Below are 15,893 nucleotides of genomic sequence, written 5' to 3'. Positions count from 1 at the left end.
AGCGACTGACGCAACCGGCCGCGCACCGGCCTAACATCCGCAGGATGGAGGAAGTGCTGCGAGACATCTGGCGCGCACACGAGCAGGACAGCACAGACGTGGTTTCCAGCGGACGATCCTGCAAGGCGATGCGCCACATCGGCGACGAACCGGTGGACGACGACCTGCGCGCAGCCTGGCGAGCCAGGCTCGAACGCGAGGGCAAATATCGCACCGAGCAAGCGCGGCAATGAACTCGGTCGATGACCTGACCGGAAAACTGCGCGGCGGCGGCTACCTGGCCGACCGCGGCCTGGCCACGGCCACCTTCGTGGCACTGTCGCTGAACCGGCCGTTGCTCCTGGAGGGCGAAGTCGGCGTAGGCAAGACCGAGATAGCCAAGGTCCTCGCGACAGTGCTGGGCCGGGACCTGATCCGCCTCCAATGCCACGAAGGCATCGACACAAACCAGGCATTGTACGAGTGGGATTACGCCCGCCAACTGCTCTACATGCGCCAGGCAACCGAGGTCAAAGCGGTCTTCGGCCCTGAATTCCTACTGGAAAGGCCGCTGTTGCACGCCGTACGCGCCGGCGACCGAGCAGTCCTGCTGATCGACGAGATAGACCGGGCAGACGACGAGTTCGAGGCATTCCTGCTGGAAGTACTGTCCGACTTCCAGGTGACCATCCCCGAAATCGGCACGATCAAAGCAGACAAGCCACCCCTGGTCGTCCTCACCTCCAACAGGACCCGTGAACTGCACGACGCCCTCAAGCGCCGATGCATGTACCACTGGATCGACTACCCGTCAGCCGAACGTGAAATCGAGATCGTCCTGTTGAGGCAACCCGACATCGCTGAATCGTTGACACGCAAGGTAGTCGAAGCGGTAACTCGCCTGCGCAAGCTCGACCTGGCCAAACCACCAGGCGTAGCGGAAACCATCGACTGGGCAAGAACACTGACCCTGCTAGGCCAGACATCGCTCACCCCAGACGTCCTGGACCTGACCCTCGGCGCGGTAATCAAGGAGCGCGACGACCTGGACCTAGCCCGAGCCTCCCTGCACGATGCTTAGCAATCTGGTCCACTTCGGACAGAGTCTGCGTTCGGCAGGCCTGACAGTCGGAACGGGAGACCTCCTCACCTTCACCGCCGCCCTGGACCGCCTGGCCCCAACCGACCTGCAGGACCTCTATTGGGCCGGCCGGACAACACTGGTGACCCGAAGAGAAGACATCCCCGTCTACAACCAGGTCTTCCGCGATTTCTTCCTGAACCCGACCAACCCGGCAACCGAGCTCATGAAACTCAAGACAGCGGCGGAAGGTGTCGAAACAACCTTCGACATCCCCGAAACCGAACCAGGCCAGGAACGCGAAGAAGCACTGCTCGGCCTGATGGCGTCCACAGTAGAGGTTCTACGATCCAAAGAACTCTCCGCGTGCACCGACCAAGAGCTGGCAAAGCTACGCCGAATCCAACTCATCCCCCCAAACCGCCGAACCCGCCGAACCGAACCAACCCACACAGGCCACCTGGACATACGTCAAACAATCCGCGCCACCATGCGAACCACCGGAGACCCAGTCCGGCTGCTGCACAAGCAACGCCGAACCAGACCACGACCAGTCGTCCTGATCCTGGACGTTTCCGGCTCAATGGCAGACTATTCACGCGCACTGCTGCAGTTCGCCCACGCCGCAAAAAGATCCGCGGACAAAGTCGAGATCTTCTGCTTCGGAACGCGCCTGGCCCGCATCACCCACCAACTCCGCCACCGCAACCCAGACACAGCCCTTCAGCAAGCCGCCCACCAAGTCACAGACTGGGACGGCGGCACCCGAATAGGCCACTGCATGACCAACCTCCTCCGAACCTGGGGCAGAGTCTGCCGAGGAAGCGTAGTCATGATCTGCTCCGACGGCCTGGACCGCGGCTCCCCCGAAACACTCACCCAGGCCATCGAACGCCTCTCCCGCCTATCCCACAGAATCATCTGGATCAACCCGCACCACATCACCGAAGCCCGCCCCCTAGGCCTCATGATCGCCACCCCGCACATCGACACCCTCCTGACTGCACCAACCTTGGACGAGCTGGCCACAGCGATAAGGTCCGTCAGCACCTGAAACCCTTACAGCGAATCAGGCTTGCCGAAAGTTCGACCTGGCGTGATGGACACCCAGGCGGGTAGGAACTCCTTGCCAGAGAGTGACTCAAAGCCTTGGCGCGGTTCGATTTTACACGGGGTGGAGGCGGCCTTAAGCTCGTCGGCGCGGCAGGCCCCACTTGGCTTTGGCCGAGAACCCAACCCTAATCATTGGGCCTGCCCTTTAGTCCTGGCGCGGCCGCCTCAGGGGTTCCCGTGTCAAATCGAACCGCGCACCAGCCACCAAGGCATAGCCCGGCAATCACAAGCGAGAGATCAGATCCACAGTAGGAACAGTATCGAGTGAGGCCGGATCTCACCAAAGACCCGGCCTCACCCAGTGACAGCAAACTCAGTGCACGACAGTCACACCATGAGTCCCGCCGCGAAGTTTGACGAGAATCCCGCCAAAGGGGTTCGCCTTCACACTCCACCCAACGGAGACATCAGCCAACGGACCGACAGTCTCGGCAACCGGACGCCCATCCACCAAAACCCGAGAAGGCTTACCCTGCCCGGCAATCATGATCTGAGTCTCGGCAGGAGCGCCAGAAACAACCATGTTGGTCACCCCGTACCCGCTATGAGCGACAAAAGTCCCACCGGTAGGACTGGTAGCGTGAGTAAGCCCGGCCCCGGGAGCGTAAGTCCACCCGGACCGATCGGTACGGTCAAGGTCGTTCAATCCCCAAGGCTGCGGCCAAACTCCGTCGATCCGCTGGTTGAAGCCGATAGCCGCACCAGCCCGGAGATAAAGCGGAAAATCATCCAAAGTAGACATGACAGTATGCCGCCCACTGTCCAGCATCGCTCCGGTATGCAAGTCGATCCACTTCCCGGCAGGAAGATAGACCTCAACCGGAGTAGGAACCCCCGCAGCGGCGTCAGCTTCATTCCGGTCAGCCGTAACCGGAACAGCCAGCAAATCCCGTCCGATCAGCATGTGCTGGTCAGCGGTCCAGGCCTGTTCATCGGACGGATAGTTGAAAGCCATCGGCCGGACAATCGGCTCACCGGTGCGAGCGGCCTGCTGGGCAAGCCCATAGAGATAAGGGTAGAGCGCGTAATGCAACAACACCTGGTCCCTGAACCGCGCAACGGTTTTGTCGTCGTAGCGCCAAGGAGTGGCGTTGCGCCCAGCCCCACCAACCTCGAAAACCGGTGACACGGCAGAGAACTGAGCCCACCGAGTGAACAAAGTCGGACTAGGAGCCCCGGTCCCACCGCCGTTGAAGCCTCCAGTATCGGTACCCCAAGCAGGATGCCCAGCCAGCCACGAATTGAGCCCGCGACGAACCGACAACCTCAAACCATCATAAGTAGCCTGCGGATCCCCACCCCAGACACCGTTCACAATGGACGGCATCCCGGTGTACCCACCACGCCACAACATGGTGTATTTGTCGCCGTAAAGCTTACGAAGTACATCTGCCGTAGACTGCGCATACCGAACAGGGTTTGTGTTCATCAGCAGCGTCCCCGGCCCGCCGGCAAAAGTAGCGTCCTCGAGTTCGAACTCCTCCCCGCGGTCGCCCTTCACCATGTCGATCCCCAGCGAGAAGAGCTTCTCCAGCTTGGCCTCGAAGTGCGCACGGGTCGCGGGATTGGTGAGATCGAGCTGCAAAGGATCGGTCCGGTCGGTCTGAATGAACGACCCGGACGGATAGTCGGTCACCGGGCAGGGCCGTTCAGCCGCGACTGTCCGAACATGTGGTGAAACCCAGATCCCGAGATGCACGCCCCGAGCCCGGAGATCAGCGACCATCTTCGCCGGATCGGGGAACTGCGCGGTGTCGAAAGTCAACGTCCCGTTGCACGCGTACCGGCTGTTCTGCGCCTCACTGGGCAGCTTGGTCGAAGTCTCCCAAGGGTTGTCGATCCATTCGGTCGCCAGCGGAATCCCCCGATCCAGCAACTGCCCGACGTCATCGACAACAGTGGCCTGATCCGCCACCGTGTCACGCCAATGAGTCAAAGCGAACTGCCGTGGAGGCGGCAAAGTCGGATATCCGGCCTTGGCACTGTAGGCACGCACCACTTCGGACGGACCGCCCGCATAGATCTCGTAGTCCAGCCGGTCGGTCTTGAAACACAGCTGAGTCCGGTCCGGCTGCCCCAGCACAACGGGACACGGCGGCGGAGTCGTCGAACAATGCGGCGGATCGTCCACCGCGTTCGGAAACGCCAGCCTGCCGATCGCCGCGGTGTCCGGGAACACCGCATATCCGCGCGAACTGAGGAAGAACGGGCTGGGCGCGCCGCTCTTGTTGCATCGCCCCAAAGTGGAGGCACCCGTGAAGTACGCCTTGTTCAGCAACGTCCGGTGCCGCAGATCCGTGAAGATGAAGTTCGACCCACCACCCAGGAAATGCTCGGCGTCATCCCCGGTGAGCGCCTCGTAGACCTGAGTTACTCCTGCCGAGGGCTCGAAGCGCCACTCCACGCGCAGTCCGCGCTGGGACGACCGGACAATGACCTTCGCTGTCCGCGCCGCCTCGTCCGTGGCCACGGTGTAGATCGTGGCGCCGCGGTCGCGTTTGCTGGACACCAGATTGGTGAGCCGGTGAGTCGAGCCGTCGGCAACCTGATAAGCCATCCGACCACTGGGACCGGCCGTGTCCCCAGCGGCTTGACTGATCAACCGACGAGGGCCGTCGAAGAACTCCAGCCGGAACGGCGAATCGTCCACGCTCCAGCGTAATCCAGGTGACGCTTCCGCCGCCGTGACCGGCAGGCCGGCCGCGATCAGCGCCACTACAGCCAGCACCCTACGCATGATCCTCTCCCAGTAAGCCGGGTGCGGCGGCTACACCTCCGATGTATACCGGCAAACGGTCATGGAGGCAACAATCGGGCGGACCATCCCATCATCCAACTCCCACAAAGCGAGACCCGCGAGAACTCCAAGGACACCTCGGTCAGCGCCAGGATCGCCCATCCGGCGGACACCAAACCCTCTAGTGCAGATGCACTATGGTGATATCTGTCGGCGTGCGTCCAGCAGCGCGGCAATCCCCGACGCCTCCTTGTCGTGCGTGAAAACAAAGGAGCGCGTTGTGGCGCAAACCTCGTCAATCTTGGATATATCAGACGAACCGTACCCGGATGGCATCGTCGTTCTGCGAGTCCGCGACGCGATCGACGCGTCCAACAGCGACCAGTTCGCCGACTACCTCAACACCAAGATCCCCGAAGACGTCATCCATATCGTTGTCGACCTGGGCGAACTCACGTTGCTGTCGACCTCGGGCGTACGCGTGCTGATCGAGCAGACCAAGTTGCGCAGCCTGCTGACCGTTGCCCCGGCTCCGCACATCCGCAAGATCCTGGACCTCACGTCCAGCCCCGGTGAGCTGGCCGTGTACGACAGCGTCGTCGGGGCGATCGCGGCCTGCCGCACCACACCGGAGATAGCCGAACTGCGCCAGGAGATCTACGGCCTGCGTGCCGCGTTGCGGACAAGACCGATGATCGCCAGAGCCCTGGGCCTGCTGCAAGGCCGCTATCAGATGTCCGATGTGGACAAGGCGTTCGTGCTGCTGCGCGAGAGCGCGCAGCGCCACAACCTCAAGCTGCACACCCTGGCCGGCGCGCTGCTCGCAGCTCCCCCGCCTCGGTCGGTCGAGGAATGGTTCCCCGGGCGGGTCCGTCGGCCGGCACCACCACTGAGCTTCCAGCCGTTCGACAAGCAGCACAACCGCACCGCTGTACTGGCCACCTTCCTGGAGAAGACCATCGATCTGATGGACACCACCACGGGTGACCTGCAGCTTCTCGACGGCCCCAACGCGCTGCGACTGGAACAGCACCGCGGTCTGCCACCCGAGTTCATCGACTTCTTCGCCGTCGTCAGCGATTCGAGCACCCCGTGCGCGCTCGCCCTGCAGCTCAAATCCCGCGTGGTCGTGCCCGATGTGGCCACCGATCCGACCCTTGTCGGCACCAGCTCCGGGAAAATGGTCCTGGACGTGGGAATCCGCTCGCTCCAGAGCACGCCACTGCTCACCCCGGACGGCCGCTGCGTCGGCATGGTCTCCACGCACGACTCCCGCACCGGCAGGACACCCACCGAGAAGCAGACCCTGCAACTCGACCGGGACGCCAAGGAACTGGCGATCTGGCTGGACTGGCACCAACGGACGATCGTGCTCGACGCCCTGGAGTACATCCACCAGCACGCCAAGTGACAGCCGCGTCTCCCGGTCCGTTCGGGCAGAACACCGCTTTGAGGCTTTTCACCGCAAGCTCGATGCTTTCCCGGGAAAAGTGCCAATCGCAGCTTCAATGAGACACTTGAAGGTATGGATCTCGAGGAACTGAAGGGCCAGATCACCTTCGACGGAGTGCGGGCATTGGAGCACGAGGGAGACACGTACTACCTCTATGACCCGCACAGCGATCTCCCACCCGAACGACAGATGCCGTTCGTCACGATCGTGACCGGCGATCGCCACGACGACTTCTCCCGGCTGGACGAGCCGGGGACCTACCGGCTCAACATCGGGCTGACCAAGGCCACGTTCACCGCGCGGTTCCAGCAGGAGGGCGAGATCGACTACGCCGCACGGGACGTTGTCATGCGCCATCCGGTCTACGGCGGGCAGTACTGGGTCTGCGTCGTGAATCCCACTGATATCAGCGTTATCCGGCCACTGATGGCCGAGGCGTACCAGTTCGGCGTGCGCAAGTACAACAACCATCAGGCCCGCACGTCCGGCCATAGTGGACAGTAGGGACAGCCCTACCACCTTGTCTCGTGCGGACCGGATGGTTCGGCTGAGCTGAGCCCACAATGCTTATGGCATGCGAAAAACACTCGTCACCGCAGTCGCCATCGCTGGAATCTCCATTCCTGCCGCCGCCTCCGCCTCCGCTGAGACAGCGCCGGTGTGGGCGTCCTGTGCCGGTGCGCCGGTCCAGGAATGCACCACGATCGAAGTACCGCTGGATTATCAGAAGGGTCACGGCCAGCGGATTTCGCTGGCCGTGTCCCGGATCAGAACCGCGAAGCCCGAGTTACGCAGAGGCGTGCTGCTGCTGATTCCGGGTGGCCCCGGCAATTCGGGCCTGTACCGACCGGCCACCCTGGGCGCGCGGCTGCCGCAGGAAGTCAAGGACCGCTACGACCTTATTGGTTTTGACCCACGTGGCGTCGGGCAAAGCACACCGCTCGACTGCAAGCTCGAGCCTCGGGACCTTGACCCGAACGGGTTCATGGCATGGCCCGGACCGGGTGGCGACATTTCCGAGAACATCAACAAAGCCCGCCGCGTCGCCAAGGCGTGCAACGAGAATGGCGGCGAACTCATCCGTCACCTCACCACCCGCAACGAAGCCCGCGACATCGACCAGATTCGCCGCGCTCTCGGCGAGCGTCAGATCTCTTACTGGGGCGTGTCATACGGAACCTACGCGGGTGCTGTGTACGCCACGATGTTCCCGGGCCGCACAGATCGTGTTGTCCTCGACAGCAGCGACGATCCAGACCCACAACGCGTCGCCTACGGTTGGGTCAAGAACTTCGCCGTCGGCGCCGAAGACCGATTCCCCGATTTCGCCGCGTGGGCTGCAGAACGTGACGCAACCTATGGCCTCGGCGCCACTCCCGCCGCCGTGCGTGCCACATTCCTAGCGCACGCCGACAGTCCTTCGCTCCCGCCGAATGCATTGCGCGCCGGTATGTTCAGCGCTATCTACAACAACTCCACCTTCCCGCTGCTGGCCGAGTACATGCGCGCGGCCCGGGCCGGCGACCCGCTGCCCACCATTCCCGTCCCGCCGCCGGACCAGTACAAGAACACGTACGCCGTGCTGACCGCCGTCGGCTGCAACGATGTCTCCTGGCCGAAGTCGGTCGACCACTACGCTCGCGCTGTCGCTCAGAACCGCGTTGCCTTCCCGCTCACCGGCGGAATGCCCGCCAACATCACGGCTTGCGCGTTCTGGCCGACCCAGCCCATCGAGCAGCCGACCCGCGTCACCCCCGCCGGCCCTTCGAACATTCTGATGATCCAAACCATGCGTGACCCCGCCACCCCGCACTTCGCGGGCGTCAGGATGCGTGAAGCCTTCGGCCACCGCGTCCGCCTTGTCTCCGTCAACACCGGCGGCCACGGCGCCTATCTGGTCAACGGAAACGCTTGCGGAGACGCCACCGTCACGAAATTCCTCGTTGACGGCACCCGCCCCGCCACAGACATCGCCTGCTGATTGTTCGAAAACAAACCGCCGGACGGGACATGCGGTCCCGTCCGACGGTTTTCGTGGTGCGACAGGCTCACACCTTGAAGTCGCTCGTCGGGCCGGAATGCGTGCACCTGGCCGCTGAGAACTCGCGCAATTCACCGCCTTCGTATCCGGTGATATTGTAGAAGTCACCCACCCGGGGGAGGTCTCTCGAACCGAACATTCCGGCCGAGAAAATACCGTTGGAGTAGGTGCCGGTACCGTTGGTCAGGTCGCCAGGACCACCTTGAATGGGGGTGACCCGCACATCGGTGTACTGCCCGGTCGGATTCACGCGGGAGAACGTCATCTTCTCGCGCAGGGCGATGATGTCGTCCCTGTGGTCCGATGCGTTCACGCTTGAGGTGTTGTCGACCGACCACTTGTTCTCCGCGCTGAGAGTCGCGGTCCGCGAGAAGATCCCCGGCGGGAACTGGATGTTCACCGGATTGGTGATGGAACCGATGTCGAGCACCTCACCCTGGGCGAAGGAGCCGGCCGCCAGGTAGTACTTGGGGTGTGGCGTGAACGTCAGGTTGAGGTTCGGCTGGGACTGGACCGCGAAGGTACCGGCCCCGGACATGCCGATGCCGACGCTGGCCTGCTTGAGCGGGATGGTGCCGTCCTCCTTGATGTACAGCGATCCCACCTGCGCGTTGTTGGTGGGCGTGCTCGTGAACGTGTAGGCGCCGCGGGACGGCTGCGAGAACCCGATCTGGTTGCCGGGCGTCTCGGCGGTGCCGGTCTTCACGATGCTGGGATCCGCGGGCCAGGTCTGGGACGCGTCGAAGTAGACGCCGGGCAGCAGTTGCCCCGTCTCCGACCAGACGAACGAGTAGTCGATGGTCCATTTGAACACCACGGTCGTGGAGGGGTAGGCCGGCTTCGAGAACCAGGCCAGCGACATGGCATTCGGAACCCCGAGGTTCGGGTCCTCCTGATACATGCACATGTCCACGAAATTGGTCGACTTGTTGACGACGCGCAGGGTGTATTCGGTACCCGCCATAAGACAGCACTCCCGGTGTGATGAAATAATTGTTGTCGTGGCGGGAATCCGGTTCCGCTCGCCACGAGAACGACATTAGGCCGATACACCCGGCCGGGTATATTAGGGAAACCCCTACGAGTCCCTCATTCCACATTGCCGATCATGCCGGGACACCATGGACTACAGCCCGCCGATTGTGTAACCTTCAATGGGATCTTTTCCATCCGGCGCACCCTGAGTGGTGCCATCGGATCACCAAGTGGGGACTTGGTTGAGACATTCGGGGGAGCCGTCAGGTGACAGAACCATTGCTGGAGCGTGCCGCGGAGGTCAGCGCTCTGCATCAATCGCTGGAGAGACTGGCTGAGGGCCACGGTGGTATCGTCCTCGTGGAGGCTCCCGCCGGCCTGGGCAAAACGACGCTGTTACGGGTGGCGCGTAGCCGTACACCGGCATTGGGGCTGGGAGTCCTGACGGCGCGCGGCGCAGAGCTGGAGCGGGACTTCACGTTCGGTGTGGTGCGCCAGCTTTTCGAGTCGGTATTGCCGAAAGACGTTGCGGCACGGGAAAAGCTGTTCACCGGCGCGGCGCGACCCACCGAGCGCCTGTTCGCCACCGCCGACAGCGACAGCAGTCCTGACGACCTGCCGAGTTCCCTGTTCCCGCTGCTGAACGGCCTGTACTGGTTGCTGGCCGGCCTTTCGGAGATAGCACCGCTGGTCCTGGTGGTCGACGACGCGCAGTGGGCCGACCTGCCGTCGTTGCGGTTCCTGGGATTCCTGGCCAGGCGGCTCGACTCGGTCGCGGTGACGATGATCATCGCCAGCCGGACGGGGCCGCACGACGACGAAGGTCTGCTCGACGACATCCTGGCAGCCGGCGACGTGACATTGCTGGAACCCAAGGAGCTCAGTACGGCCGCAGTCGCCGGCCTGGTCAGGCAAGCGCTCGGACAGGACGCGGCCGACGAGTTCTGCGCCGCCTGCCATGCCGTGACCGCAGGCAATCCGCTTTTCGTACGGGAATTGCTGCGCGCCCTGGCCGCCAACGGCATTCGCCCGGATGCCGCCGCAGCGGCGACCGTCAAGTCGACAGGGCCAGATGCCTTGCGCCGCCACGTGATCGCCAGGTTGCGGCGCGAGCCGTCCGGCATACAGCAGGTCGCTCGGGCGGTCGCCGTGCTCGGTGATGACACAGATCTCGCGCTGGTCGCTCGCCAGTCCGGCCTGACACCGCTGGCAGCCGCCGCCGCGGCGGAGCGTCTTACCCGCCATGGCATCTTCGATCACGACGACCCACCGGCATTCGTGCACGCGGTCGTCCGGGACGTCGTACTGTCGTTGATCCCTCTTGCCGAGCGCAGTGCCGAGCATGAGCGGGCGGCGGCCGTGCTGCGGGAAGCAGGTGAGCCAGTCGCCCGAGTGGCCTCACATTTATTGCGTACCACGCCTGACGCGAATCCCGACCGAGTCAATGTATTGCTGGCCGCAGCAACCCAGGCGAGAAAGCGTGGTTCACCCAGTGGTGCGACGGCATACTTGCTACGAGCAAGAAACGAGCCACCGCCGCCACCGATGCGCTCCGAAGTGAGCAGGCTGCTCGGCATATGCGAAGCCCGCCAGTACGCACTCGTCGACGCCGAGACACATCTGCGAGAGGCGTGGGAGACAGCCGGCTCTCCGGCCCAACGCGCGCTGTGTGCCTACAGTCTGGCTCGATTCCGCAACGTCTGTGGCGCGCCGAAAGAAGCGGCCATCCTGCTGACGCAGGCTCTCGCTGAACTGCCGCCCGGACAGAACGCCGAACTGGCGGCCGAGTTGGAAGGCGAATTGATCGGTATCGCCCGCAACGATCTGGGCGGCAGAACCCGGCTGCTGGAACAGCTCGCGTCATTCCAGAGTCGGCCGTCCGCCGTCGCGGACGCTCACCAGGCGGCGGAGACGGTCTTCTCCGGCGGACCGGCCGATGCCGCTGTCACGCTGGCCCTGCGAGCCCTGAACAGCGACCTCCTCACCCCGAACCGGGCAGCGATCTGGTCGGCGGTGCACGTGCTCATCGTGGCCGACCGGCTGGACGAAGCCGAACAGCACCTCAACCTGACCATGGCCGCATCCGTCCAGAATGGACTTCTGTTTCCGGTCCCGATGATCAGGGCGTACCTGGCCAGAATCGCTTTTCTCCGAGGCGATCTCGCACAGGCACGCGAGCACGTCGACCTCGGTGTCGCGGGCAGTCACGGCCCGAAGGCCGCGTTGCCGGCGCTGAACGCGACCGACGTGGACCTGCTCATCGAGGATGCCCAACTGGCCAAGGCCGAAGCGGTCGTGCAGAACAGCGTGCTGTCCGGCAATGCGGAACCTCGTACCGCCCTGCATCTGTGGCTGCTCGGCGCCCGGACCCGGCTCAGAGCGGCACAAGGAAATGTGAACGCCGCGCTGGCCGATGCGATGTTGTGTGGGCGCCTGTACCAGCAGTGGGGTGCCGTTCGCCTGCTGGATGTGCCCTGGCGCCTTTCGGCAGCCGATGCCGTCCAGCGTCTCGGTGAACGTGACCGTGCGGTCGAAATCCTCACTGAGGAGTTGCGTCTGGCGCGGGCTTTCGGCGTGCCGCGCCGTATCGCGACAGCACTGAGAGGCGCCGCGGCACTCGCCGGTACCTCCCACGCGGCGCGTGAGCTGCTGCAGGAGGCCGTCGACCTTCTCAAACGCAGCCCCGCCCGGCTCGAACTCGCTAGAACACTCGCTCAACTGGGCGCCATACATACTGAGTGTGGAGATCATCAGGCCGGGTCACAGGCCATCCGGCAGGCGGCTGGACTGGCGTCGGATTGCCAAGCCCGTGGCCTGGTGGACCGGTTGGCGCTGTGCGATGCCCGGCCGCGGTCGGGCGTGCACGCGTTCACGCCCGCAGAAGGACAGGTGGCCCACCTGGCGGCCACCGGGCTGACCAACCGGCGGATCGCCGAACGCCTCTTCCTCAGTGAGAAGACCGTTGAGGCCCATCTCAGCCGCGCCTACCGGAAACTCGGAGTGCGCTCCCGCACCGAACTCGCCGTGCACATGACCACGGTCGCGAAGACCTAAGCCTCGATCGCGCGAGCCTGACGAAGCCAATCGGTGAAAAGCTCCGCGTCAATGTCGTCGATTGCACCGAGCTTCACCGAGGCCATTTCGCGGGCACCCGGTTCAAGGCGGCCGGACGGGTCGGTGATCTCCTGCCCCTTCCAGAAGCCGAAGGTGACGTGGCGGGGGTAGGCCTTGATGAGGCAGACCGGGGATTTGCCGGGCGTGGGTCCGAGGCTCCAGACGGGGTGACCGTGCCAGACGGCGTCGGTGCCGGGCAGGACCTCGTTGATCAGCGGCAGGAGTTTCGAAGCGATCTCGCGCTGCGCGGCGGGCAGGGCGGCGACATAGTCCGAGACAGTAGCCATGGTGAAGGACCTTTCCTGAGGGTGACTTGCCCAGGCGTCGGCTCGGCGATACGACAGGGAACGGGTACATTCCCTGTCACATGGACTCGGCCGACGTCGGGGTGTCACCCAGCAGAAAGGCAAGCCGATGCGCTACCTGATGATCGCCATGAACGACGAGAACACCCCGGCCCCGGACGAGCGCTTGTTCACCGAGATGGCCAAGTTCGTCGAAGAACTCACCGCGTCCGGCGTGCTGCTGGCCACCGGCGGACTCGACCCGGCAGGCACCAAGGTGGTGTCTTCAGGCGACGACATCACCGTGGTCGACGGCCCGTTCGCCGAGTCCAAGGAGTCCGTCGGCGGCTTCGCGCTGATCGAGGCCCGCGACAAGGACGAGGCGCTGGAGCTGTGCCGGCGGTTCCGCAAGATCGTCGGCGACGGTGAGAGCAGGATCCACCAAGTGTTCGGATGATCGAGACAGTCTGGCGGCTGGAGTCGGCCAAGATCATCGCCGGCGTCACGCGGATCGTGCGTGACGTCGGCCTGGCCGAGGAACTCGCACAGGACGCCCTGGTCGCGGCGTTGGAGCAATGGCCTGAGTCAGGCGTCCCGGACAATCCGGGCGCCTGGCTGATGGCCGTGGCCAAGCGCCGCGCCATCGACCACATCCGGCGCGCCCGAATGCAGGACCGCAAGCACGAAGAACTCGCCCGCGAGCAGTACGAACCCGAGCAGGACGACGTCCTGCGGCTGATCTTCCTGTCATGCCACCCCGTGCTGCCGACCGAAGCCCAGGTCGCGCTGACGCTCAGGCTCGTCGGCGGCCTCACCGCCGCGGAGATCGCACGCGCGTTCCTGACCACCGAACAGCAGATCTCGCAACGGATCACGGCCGCCAAACGCACGCTCGCCGAGAAGAACGTCCCGTTCGACCTGCCCGCCGGGGACGAGCGGTTGTCCTCGGTGCTCGGCGTGATCTACCTGATCTTCAACGAGGGCTACTCGGCGACATCCGGCGACGACCTCATGCGGCCGGGACTCTGCCTGGAAGCGTTGCGGCTGGGGCGATTGCTCGCCGAGCTGGCGCCGCACGAGGCCGAAGTCCACGGCCTGATCGCATTGATGGAGATCCAGGCGTCGCGCGAAGCCGCCCGCACCGGCCCTCACGGCGAGCCGATCCAGCTGCACGAGCAGAATCGCGGCCGTTGGGACCAGCTGCTGATTCGCCGTGGCTTCAAGGCAATGTTGCGTGCCCGCGAGCTCGGCGGACGGCCAGGGAGGTACGTGCTCCAGGCCGCCATCGCTGTGTGTCACGCGCAGGCAAGGACAGCCCAAGACACCGACTGGGCGCAGATCGCGGCTTTGTACACAGCTCTGACACACTTCATGCCCACGGCAATCGTGCAGCTCAACCGTGCGGTGGCCGTCGGCAAGGCCCAGAGCCCGCAGGCCGGACTCGACCTGGTCGATTCGCTCACCGACGATCCCGCGCTGCGTGACTACCACTTGCTGCCGAGCGTCCGCGGCGATCTCCTGCTGCAGCTCGAACGTTACGAAGAGGCCCGTCTGGAATTCGCCCGGGCAGCCGCATTGACCAAGAACGCCGCCGAGCGCGCCTTCCTGCTCCACCGTGCCGAAGAGATCGAAGTCCCGGCCGGCGTCACTCTCGGACAGTCCACACAAGACTTTCTGGCCGGGTTCAGTTCGGCGACAGCCCGTTCGTACAGTCAAACACTCGATCGGGTCGCCAGGACTCTCGGTTCTGAAATACCTCTGAGTTCGCTGACGGCACAAGACATCACCCGGGTGTTCACTCTTGCGTGGAAGGACGTGGCACCCAAAACCTGGAACCGGCACCGGGCGGCGATCCGCTCGTTCGGCGACTGGGCCGAATTGGACGACCTCGCCGCCGGAATCGAACGACGCCCCGAAACCCAGGTGGTGACCGAACAGATCGGCCCAGCCGAGCTCGAAGCCCTCTGGGCCCAGGACCTGCCACTACGTGAGCGAACCCTCTGGCACATGCTGTACGAGTCCTCAGCCGGCGTGAAAACGGTGCTGTCTCTCAACGTTGAGAATCTCGACCTCGAGGACCGCCGTGCGTGGGCTGGAAACACCTGGGTCAGTTGGCGTTCCGAAACCGCAAAGCTGTTGCCACAACTGGTGAACGGCCGGACTTCAGGCCCGCTGTTCCGCACCAGCCGGCGCCCGGAGCGCCGATTGTCCTACGAACGTGCGGAATATTTGTTCAAACAAGCCACCGGTTACACGCTCAGCCGTCTCAAATCTCGTCGCCCTTGAGCCTCACTGTCGTGAACCTCTGGAACTGCTGCACCAGTGGCCCCATCGCCAACGCGATCAGCAAGGTGCCGAATCCGACAACGCCACCCAGAATCCAGCCGATGGTCAGCACGATCACTTCGATCACGGTGCGCACCATCCAAACGGGCTTGCCCGAGACACGCACTGCGCCGGTCATCAAGCCGTCCCGAGGCCCGGCCCCGAACCGCGCTCCCAAGTAGACGGCATCGGAGAAGGTCAGCATCACCAGTCCGATGCAGTAGAAAAGCAACTGCTGGGTGAAAGTGCCTGGCGGGTGCAGGAAAAGCGCTGCCAGATCCGCGGATGTGCCGATCAGGAGAACATTCAGGAAAGTCCCGAGTCCCGGTAGTTCCCTCAGTGGAATCCAGCACAGCAGGACGACGATCGAGGTCAGGTTCGTCGCCCAGCCGAAGGTCATGCCGGTGTGCAGCGAGATGCTGGGTGAAATCGACGAAATCCTGCCCGCCTGGCTGACCGGCCTCAGGCAGCGCCGTGACCTGTTGCTGTCGCTGGTCGCCACGCACCTGCCTGGCTGGACTGTCGGCCCATCAATGGGCGGCCTCTCCGTGTGGGCCCAACTCCCTGCCCCCGTCAGCTCAGCATTGGCAGCGGTAGCACCACAGTTCGGCGTATCGCTGGCCGCGGGCCCGCGCTTCGGGATCGGCGGCGCCTTCGAACGGTTCGTGCGCCTGCCCTACTCACACGATGCGGAAGCCATGACAGCAGGAATCAAAGGCATCGCTTCGGCATCGGCAGTTGTCCAAGCCGGACGCAGAGCGGACACACCACCAGCCGCACTGGCCTGAAGG

General features: G+C 64.0%; 14 protein-coding genes. 10 read left to right on the top strand and 4 right to left on the bottom strand.

Annotated elements, in window-relative coordinates; translation table 11 throughout:
- Window positions 1-44 precede the first annotated feature (44 nt).
- From JOF56_RS27235 to JOF56_RS27225, 3 genes are read left to right on the top strand one after another with little or no spacing between them, the layout of a single operon-like run.
- Complete coding sequence (locus JOF56_RS27235) at window positions 45-233, top strand: hypothetical protein (RefSeq protein ID WP_209642345.1); 189 nt, start codon at window positions 45-47, stop codon at window positions 231-233.
- Window positions 230-1,060, top strand: coding sequence for an AAA family ATPase (locus JOF56_RS27230; protein ID WP_209642344.1), 831 nt, complete (start codon window positions 230-232; stop codon window positions 1,058-1,060). Before JOF56_RS27235 ends, JOF56_RS27230 begins: the two co-directional genes overlap by 4 nt.
- Entirely contained in the window at window positions 1,053-2,114 is a 1,062-nt protein-coding gene (locus JOF56_RS27225) for a vWA domain-containing protein (protein WP_209642343.1), read from the top strand. Before JOF56_RS27230 ends, JOF56_RS27225 begins: the two co-directional genes overlap by 8 nt.
- 372 nt (window positions 2,115-2,486) lie before the next feature.
- On the opposite strand, the gene JOF56_RS27220 is transcribed toward JOF56_RS27225, so the two are convergent.
- Window positions 2,487-4,910 (bottom strand): TIM-barrel domain-containing protein, encoded by a 2,424-nt coding sequence (locus JOF56_RS27220; RefSeq protein WP_209642342.1) that lies wholly within the window; start codon window positions 4,908-4,910, stop codon window positions 2,487-2,489.
- A 301-nt stretch (window positions 4,911-5,211) separates the two neighbouring features.
- On the opposite strand from JOF56_RS27220, the gene JOF56_RS27215 reads away from it, so the two are divergent.
- The 3 genes from JOF56_RS27215 (at window position 5,212) to JOF56_RS27205 (ending at window position 8,344) form a co-directional block, all read left to right on the top strand.
- Window positions 5,212-6,321: an ANTAR domain-containing protein gene (locus JOF56_RS27215; RefSeq protein WP_209642341.1), complete on the top strand. Its 1,110-nt coding sequence runs from the start codon at window positions 5,212-5,214 to the stop codon at window positions 6,319-6,321.
- A gap of 114 nt (window positions 6,322-6,435) precedes the next feature.
- Complete coding sequence (locus tag JOF56_RS27210) at window positions 6,436-6,867, top strand: DUF6194 family protein (RefSeq protein ID WP_209642340.1); 432 nt, start codon at window positions 6,436-6,438, stop codon at window positions 6,865-6,867.
- Window positions 6,868-7,162: 295 nt separating this feature from the next.
- Complete coding sequence (locus tag JOF56_RS27205) at window positions 7,163-8,344, top strand: alpha/beta hydrolase (RefSeq protein ID WP_209642339.1); 1,182 nt, start codon at window positions 7,163-7,165, stop codon at window positions 8,342-8,344.
- A 67-nt stretch (window positions 8,345-8,411) separates the two neighbouring features.
- Here JOF56_RS27205 and JOF56_RS27200 read toward each other — a convergent pair whose 3' ends face one another.
- Entirely contained in the window at window positions 8,412-9,368 is a 957-nt protein-coding gene (locus tag JOF56_RS27200; protein ID WP_209642338.1) for a RhiA family protein, read from the bottom strand.
- Window positions 9,369-9,646: 278 nt separating this feature from the next.
- Here JOF56_RS27200 and JOF56_RS27195 point away from each other — a divergent pair, with 278 nt between their 5' ends.
- Window positions 9,647-12,433 (top strand): ATP-binding protein, encoded by a 2,787-nt coding sequence (locus JOF56_RS27195; RefSeq protein ID WP_209642337.1) that lies wholly within the window; start codon window positions 9,647-9,649, stop codon window positions 12,431-12,433.
- Here JOF56_RS27195 and JOF56_RS27190 read toward each other — a convergent pair.
- Complete coding sequence (locus JOF56_RS27190) at window positions 12,430-12,780, bottom strand: DUF1801 domain-containing protein (protein WP_209642336.1); 351 nt, start codon at window positions 12,778-12,780, stop codon at window positions 12,430-12,432. The genes JOF56_RS27195 and JOF56_RS27190 overlap by 4 nt on opposite strands.
- 127 nt (window positions 12,781-12,907) lie before the next feature.
- Here JOF56_RS27190 and JOF56_RS27185 point away from each other — a divergent pair, with 127 nt between their 5' ends.
- A complete protein-coding gene (locus JOF56_RS27185) occupies window positions 12,908-13,234 on the top strand; it encodes a YciI family protein (protein ID WP_209642335.1) in 327 nt (108 codons plus the stop codon).
- Window positions 13,231-15,063 (top strand): sigma-70 family RNA polymerase sigma factor, encoded by a 1,833-nt coding sequence (locus JOF56_RS27180; RefSeq protein WP_209642334.1) that lies wholly within the window; start codon window positions 13,231-13,233, stop codon window positions 15,061-15,063. The genes JOF56_RS27185 and JOF56_RS27180 overlap by 4 nt, the downstream gene beginning before the upstream one ends.
- Here JOF56_RS27180 and JOF56_RS27175 read toward each other — a convergent pair.
- Window positions 15,044-15,502, bottom strand: coding sequence for a YczE/YyaS/YitT family protein (locus tag JOF56_RS27175; protein WP_209642333.1), 459 nt, complete (start codon window positions 15,500-15,502; stop codon window positions 15,044-15,046). The two genes, JOF56_RS27180 and JOF56_RS27175, sit on opposite strands and share 20 nt — an antisense overlap.
- Before the next feature lie 4 nt (window positions 15,503-15,506).
- On the opposite strand from JOF56_RS27175, the gene JOF56_RS27170 reads away from it, so the two are divergent.
- Complete coding sequence (locus JOF56_RS27170) at window positions 15,507-15,890, top strand: hypothetical protein (protein ID WP_209642332.1); 384 nt, start codon at window positions 15,507-15,509, stop codon at window positions 15,888-15,890.
- Window positions 15,891-15,893: the final 3 nt, after the last annotated feature.

Source organism: Kibdelosporangium banguiense (genome assembly GCF_017876405.1).
Lineage (GTDB): Bacteria > Actinomycetota > Actinomycetes > Mycobacteriales > Pseudonocardiaceae > Kibdelosporangium > Kibdelosporangium banguiense.
The sequence above is the reverse complement of the archived record's forward strand: the minus strand, read 5'-3'. Positions and strand labels throughout refer to the sequence as shown.

Excerpts from the sequence above, each read along its gene's own strand:
- JOF56_RS27235 (WP_209642345.1), top strand. The coding sequence starts at position 45 with ATGGAGGAAGTGCTGCGAGACATCTGGCGCGCACACGAGCAGGACAGC.
- JOF56_RS27230 (WP_209642344.1), top strand. The coding sequence starts at position 230 with ATGAACTCGGTCGATGACCTGACCGGAAAACTGCGCGGCGGCGGCTAC.
- JOF56_RS27225 (WP_209642343.1), top strand. The coding sequence starts at position 1,053 with ATGCTTAGCAATCTGGTCCACTTCGGACAGAGTCTGCGTTCGGCAGGC.
- JOF56_RS27220 (WP_209642342.1), bottom strand. The coding sequence starts at position 4,910 with ATGCGTAGGGTGCTGGCTGTAGTGGCGCTGATCGCGGCCGGCCTGCCG.
- JOF56_RS27210 (WP_209642340.1), top strand. The coding sequence starts at position 6,436 with ATGGATCTCGAGGAACTGAAGGGCCAGATCACCTTCGACGGAGTGCGG.
- JOF56_RS27200 (WP_209642338.1), bottom strand. The coding sequence starts at position 9,368 with ATGGCGGGTACCGAATACACCCTGCGCGTCGTCAACAAGTCGACCAAT.
- JOF56_RS27190 (WP_209642336.1), bottom strand. The coding sequence starts at position 12,780 with ATGGCTACTGTCTCGGACTATGTCGCCGCCCTGCCCGCCGCGCAGCGC.
- JOF56_RS27185 (WP_209642335.1), top strand. The coding sequence starts at position 12,908 with ATGCGCTACCTGATGATCGCCATGAACGACGAGAACACCCCGGCCCCG.
- JOF56_RS27180 (WP_209642334.1), top strand. The coding sequence starts at position 13,231 with ATGATCGAGACAGTCTGGCGGCTGGAGTCGGCCAAGATCATCGCCGGC.
- JOF56_RS27175 (WP_209642333.1), bottom strand. The coding sequence starts at position 15,502 with ATGACCTTCGGCTGGGCGACGAACCTGACCTCGATCGTCGTCCTGCTG.